Here is a 4,261-nt window from a genome sequence, read left to right on the forward strand (position 1 = left end):
CCGAAACCGGCGCGGACAACAGCTCGTAGATTGTGCCGCTATACTTGGGCATGAAGATGCCAAACGAGGCGTTGGAGATGCTTTCACTCATCAGAGAAAGCATGATCAATCCGGGAATGATGAACGCTCCGTAACTTACGCCTTCGAGATCCGTCATAAGGCACAGACCTATTGCCGCACCAAAGACCACGAAGTAGAGGGAGGTTGAAATCACTGGCGCGGCAATGCTTTGCACGATGGTGCGAAAGGTGCGCGCCATTTCAAAGGCATAAATGGCACGTATGGCTGGCAGGTTCACGGATTCATCTCACGGTCGGCAGTCGCTTTGACGAGATTGACGAAGATCTCTTCTAGGGAACCCTCCTTCGTCTGCAGGTCCTTGTACTCGATGCCACGCTCACTCAGGCGTCGCAGCAGACTAGCGATGCCCGGGTCATCATTCTGAGCTATCAAGTATACATATCAGTTCGTGTCCGCCTGCCGCCAGTTCCAGGTCCTCCGGCAACCCCTCCGGGATCGACGCCAGCGGCGCGCCTAGTTTCAGTTTCAGTTGCTTGCGGCCGAGCTTCTTCATCAACACCGACTTGTGCTCGATGAGTATGATCTCGCCGTGATTGATGACGCCGATGCGGTCCGCCATCTGCTCGGCTTCTTCGATGTAGTGAGTGGTCAAAATTATCGTTACGCCCCGTTCACGCAACGACCGAACCAGCTTCCACATGTCACGCCGGAGCTCGACGTCGACGCCGGCTGTGGGCTCGTCCAAAAATAGCATGTCCGGCTCGTGGGCGAGTGCTTTGGCGATGAGCACGCGGCGCTTCATACCGCCGGAGAGGGAGATGATGGAGCTGTCCTTCTTGTCGTAGAGCGACAAGTCCTTCAAGACTTGCTCGAGGTATGGGCGGTTCGGCCGCTTCCCGAACAAGCCCCGGCTGAACTGGACGGTGTTGATGACGCTCTCGAAGGCGTCGGTCGAGAGCTCTTGCGGGACCAAACCAATTTTGCTGCGCGCCGCTCGATAGTTGCGCACGATGTCTTGACCGTCGGCGAGAACACGACCGCTCGTCGGGTTGACGATGCCGCAAATGATGTTGATGAGCGTGGTTTTTCCGGCGCCATTCGGACCCAAGAGCGCGAATATCTCACCGCGTTCAATCTGTAAGTTGATGTCCTTCAGGGCGTGGAGACCCGACTTGTAGGTTTTGAACAAGTGCGACACGTCGATGATCGACGAAGATGAAGTCCCGGTCATCCCTACCGTGGACACACTTGCCGCTACAACTCGAGTCAGTGACATATCATGCTCTCCAGCCATACAGCAGCGGCCACGCCGATTCGACGTTCACGGATCGCACCCAGGCGCTACCCGATGCACCTCGGTCGAGATCGCTCGTGAACAACATCATGCTCTGCTCGGCGCCAAGGCGTCGCGAGCGGGATGTAGCGGTGTCCGGCCACCAAGGTCAAGGTCGCAGAGTCATCGCCAGCATTCGACCGGACATGAAACGTCCGCCCCCCGCCACGAGCCGCTCCTGCCCGGTAGCGACGGTAGAGTCGACGGCGGCTCATCAGCTTCGGTGGCGCGTGCGGCCTCGGCGCGTGCTCGCGGGCGCAGCGCCTGATTTTCGCCGCACAGCGCGGCCTGTGATAACGTTGCCCCCGACTATCCTCTTGAAGACGGAGTACTCATGCGCCCTACTTTCCTTGCTACCTGCTTTAGTGTCACCATCCCCTTATCGGCGCTCATCGCGTGCGGAGGTGGCGCCCCAGGCCCGACTTCACCGGCAGACGAGGCGGCACCGTCTGACCAAAGCATCTCGGGCTCGACTGACGACGGCGAGTCGGCCGACGACCTCGCGTCAAGCTTTGAGGACTCGGAGGGGTCTGCATCGAGCACGTCTGAGTCTTCGGCCTCCGACGCCCCGGCGTCTCGAGACACGGAGTTCGTGCTGCGAGAATCAGACACTGCCAAGGATGCGCGCGGCGTTAATCCTTCTCAGATCAAACCAAGTGCCACTCACGCCGCCATGAAGTTCTTCGTGGTCGACAAGGACAAGGGTCCAATCGAAGGCATCGTCATTGCACTTACCGCACCTGACGGCCAGAAGTACTACACGCAAGAAACGGACGCGAAGGGGTACGCCGAAGTTCTCGTTCCCGTCGGTCAAAAATACGATCTGGTGTACCTGAGTCTCGGTCGGAAGGACATCGCCGCCAGCGTGCCCGTCACTGATGAACCCAACCAAAACATTCGCCTGACGTTGCGCTACAAGCGCCACGACATCGACACCGGGTCGGGTTCGGGATCGGCGCCCTCCGGAATCGTGCTCCACGGCATCAACTTCGACACCGGCAAGGCCAGCATCCGGAAGGATTCGTTCCCCCAGCTGGACAACGTGGTCGAATACCTGAAGCACAAGAAGAGCGCTCGCATTCGGATCACGGGACACACCGACAACGTGGGCGACCCCAAGGCCAACAAGGTATTGTCCGAAAAGCGCGCCCAGGCGTGCCGGGATTACTTGATATCCAAAGGCATGCGAGGTGCGACCGCAGTCGAGGACGCTAGGACATGTAGACACGAGCCAGCCGCTTGCGGCGAACGACACGGTGGACGGCCGTCAGAAGAATCGGCGCATCGAAGCGACCGAGCTCTAGGCACCACCCGTGGCGCCCGCCCGCTTCTGGTGACCAGAGCGGGCGGTGGCGGGGCGCTGCGGGCCGCTGTGCAGGCTGAGTCACGGCTTTGCGGGGGGAGCCGATCGGGGAGCATGCAGGATGAGGTGCGCCAACAACTCCTCGCAGCTCGCGCTGCAGTGCAGGTGGAGTGTTGCGTTGGTGTTAGGAGGTTGTTTCGGAAGCGCAAAAACTGCTGGCGGAAACTGGTCCTTATGGGCTAACTTGTTCCCGTTCACCGGTTCGCCAACCCATGGCTCGAGGAGGGGATATGGGCACCAAAGACACGTCACAGTTGCGTCTCCCGTTGGCTATAAGCCGTAAATCTGCGGCCTACGTCCTGAAAAATTACCGCTATTTACAGAAGGATCCCGGCTTTTTCTTGATGAAGACGGTCGCGCGGTTCGAAGTGGCGCGGGAATGGGTTACGCGCGAGCCACCATTCCGCAGGCGGGAACCTGTTGGCACGACGTCGGCCATCGTGCAGTCACAGCATGACGCAGCGGAGGTCGTGTCTACCCTGCGCAACGAAGGCTACTACGTGGGCTTACAGCTTGCGCCCGAAGTGCTCGCCGAACTGGTCGCACACAGCGAAGAAACGACGTGCTACGGGGATCGCGACCCGGCGCTGGCTCTGCGCATCGGAGAGCGTGAAGAATTCGAGCGGCGGTTGGGGCGCCCCCTCAAGCTCGCGAGCTACTTCAAGCAGCAGGAAGAGTGGCCAATCTTCCGCCAGTTACGAGAAGATCCGCTGCTTCAGGCGGTATCCCGCGCCTACCTCGGCTGCGAACCCGTGTATTTGAGGAGTGAACTGGCGTGGAGCTTTCCGTACAGGGCAACGGCTGCGGATAAACGTGCCGCTGCCCAGGTGCTGCACTGCGACATCAACGACTACAAAACCCTCAAGTTTTTCTTCTACTTGACCGACGTGGGTCCGGAGAACGGCCCCCACGCGTACATCAAGAAGAATCCCCGTCAGCGCACGGCTCTGCATCAACTGCTCGGCCAGCGCTGTGCTTCCTTGTCTGAGGCTCAACTCTTGCAGACTTATGGAACGAAGCAGCTCGTTACGGTTTGCGGTGCCGCGGGGCTGGGTTTCGCAGGAGATCCCTACTATTTTCATCGCGGCACGACGCCACTGAAGGGCGCGCGCTTGTTGTTGCAGCTCGAGCTCGGCTGCCGACGCTACCGGACGTGGTACTTCGACGTCTGACGCGTCCCGACCAGCTTGTAGGGGTGGTGCCCACAGTCACGCCCTCAAATCATCGTAGGCCTGCGACTGCCTTGCAGTGAAGCACGTTCACCACTAGCGTGCTGCTTGTGAAACATTCCAAGCATACTACGCGCAAAAGATTAGCAGTCAGTTGCCTCACACTACTCGTCGCGGCCTGCGGCTCCGACGACAAGAAGGGCAGCTCGGTCACCGATGGCGGCACACAAAGACCGGATGCATCGGATGACACTTCTGGTGAGACGTCAGACGACGACTCGTCCGGCACCTCGACGCAAGGGGAAACGACGGACACGGGGCAGACGACCGACGACGACACCGGCCGAGGGACCAAGGGAGCCGGGAAGGCTGTCG

4 protein-coding genes and 1 pseudogene are annotated in these 4,261 nt (G+C 59.8%); 2 read left to right on the forward strand and 3 right to left on the reverse strand.

The features are described 5' to 3' along the window. The 3 genes and pseudogenes from BHE97_RS19420 to BHE97_RS19425 form a co-directional block, all read right to left on the reverse strand. A pseudogene (locus BHE97_RS19420) lies at positions 1-298 on the reverse strand (ABC transporter permease); the annotation flags it as partial. Further along, positions 295-453, reverse strand: a complete 159-nt coding sequence (locus BHE97_RS20525) for a hypothetical protein (protein WP_201791556.1) — start codon at positions 451-453, stop codon at positions 295-297. The pseudogene BHE97_RS19420 and the gene BHE97_RS20525, both read right to left, overlap by 4 nt. Continuing rightward, on the reverse strand, positions 437-1,252 hold the full coding sequence (locus BHE97_RS19425; protein WP_201791557.1) for an ABC transporter ATP-binding protein: 816 nt from the start codon (positions 1,250-1,252) through the stop codon (positions 437-439). The genes BHE97_RS20525 and BHE97_RS19425 overlap by 17 nt, the downstream gene beginning before the upstream one ends. 775 nt (positions 1,253-2,027) lie before the next feature. On the opposite strand from BHE97_RS19425, the gene BHE97_RS19430 reads away from it, so the two are divergent. Further along, positions 2,028-2,900, forward strand: coding sequence for an OmpA family protein (locus BHE97_RS19430; RefSeq protein ID WP_170931522.1), 873 nt, complete (start codon positions 2,028-2,030; stop codon positions 2,898-2,900). Between the two features lie 47 nt (positions 2,901-2,947). Further along, a complete protein-coding gene (locus tag BHE97_RS19435) occupies positions 2,948-3,889 on the forward strand; it encodes a hypothetical protein (RefSeq protein ID WP_087625661.1) in 942 nt (313 codons plus the stop codon). Positions 3,890-4,261 lie beyond the last annotated feature (372 nt).

This window comes from Aeromicrobium sp. PE09-221 (genome assembly GCF_002174305.1).
Lineage (GTDB): Bacteria > Actinomycetota > Actinomycetes > Propionibacteriales > Nocardioidaceae > Aeromicrobium.

Coding starts and splice junctions, on each gene's coding strand:
- BHE97_RS19425 (WP_201791557.1), bottom strand. CDS start 1,252: ATGACCGGGACTTCATCTTCGTCGATCATCGACGTGTCGCACTTGTTC.
- BHE97_RS19430 (WP_170931522.1), top strand. CDS start 2,028: ATGAAGTTCTTCGTGGTCGACAAGGACAAGGGTCCAATCGAAGGCATC.
- BHE97_RS19435 (WP_087625661.1), top strand. CDS start 2,948: ATGGGCACCAAAGACACGTCACAGTTGCGTCTCCCGTTGGCTATAAGC.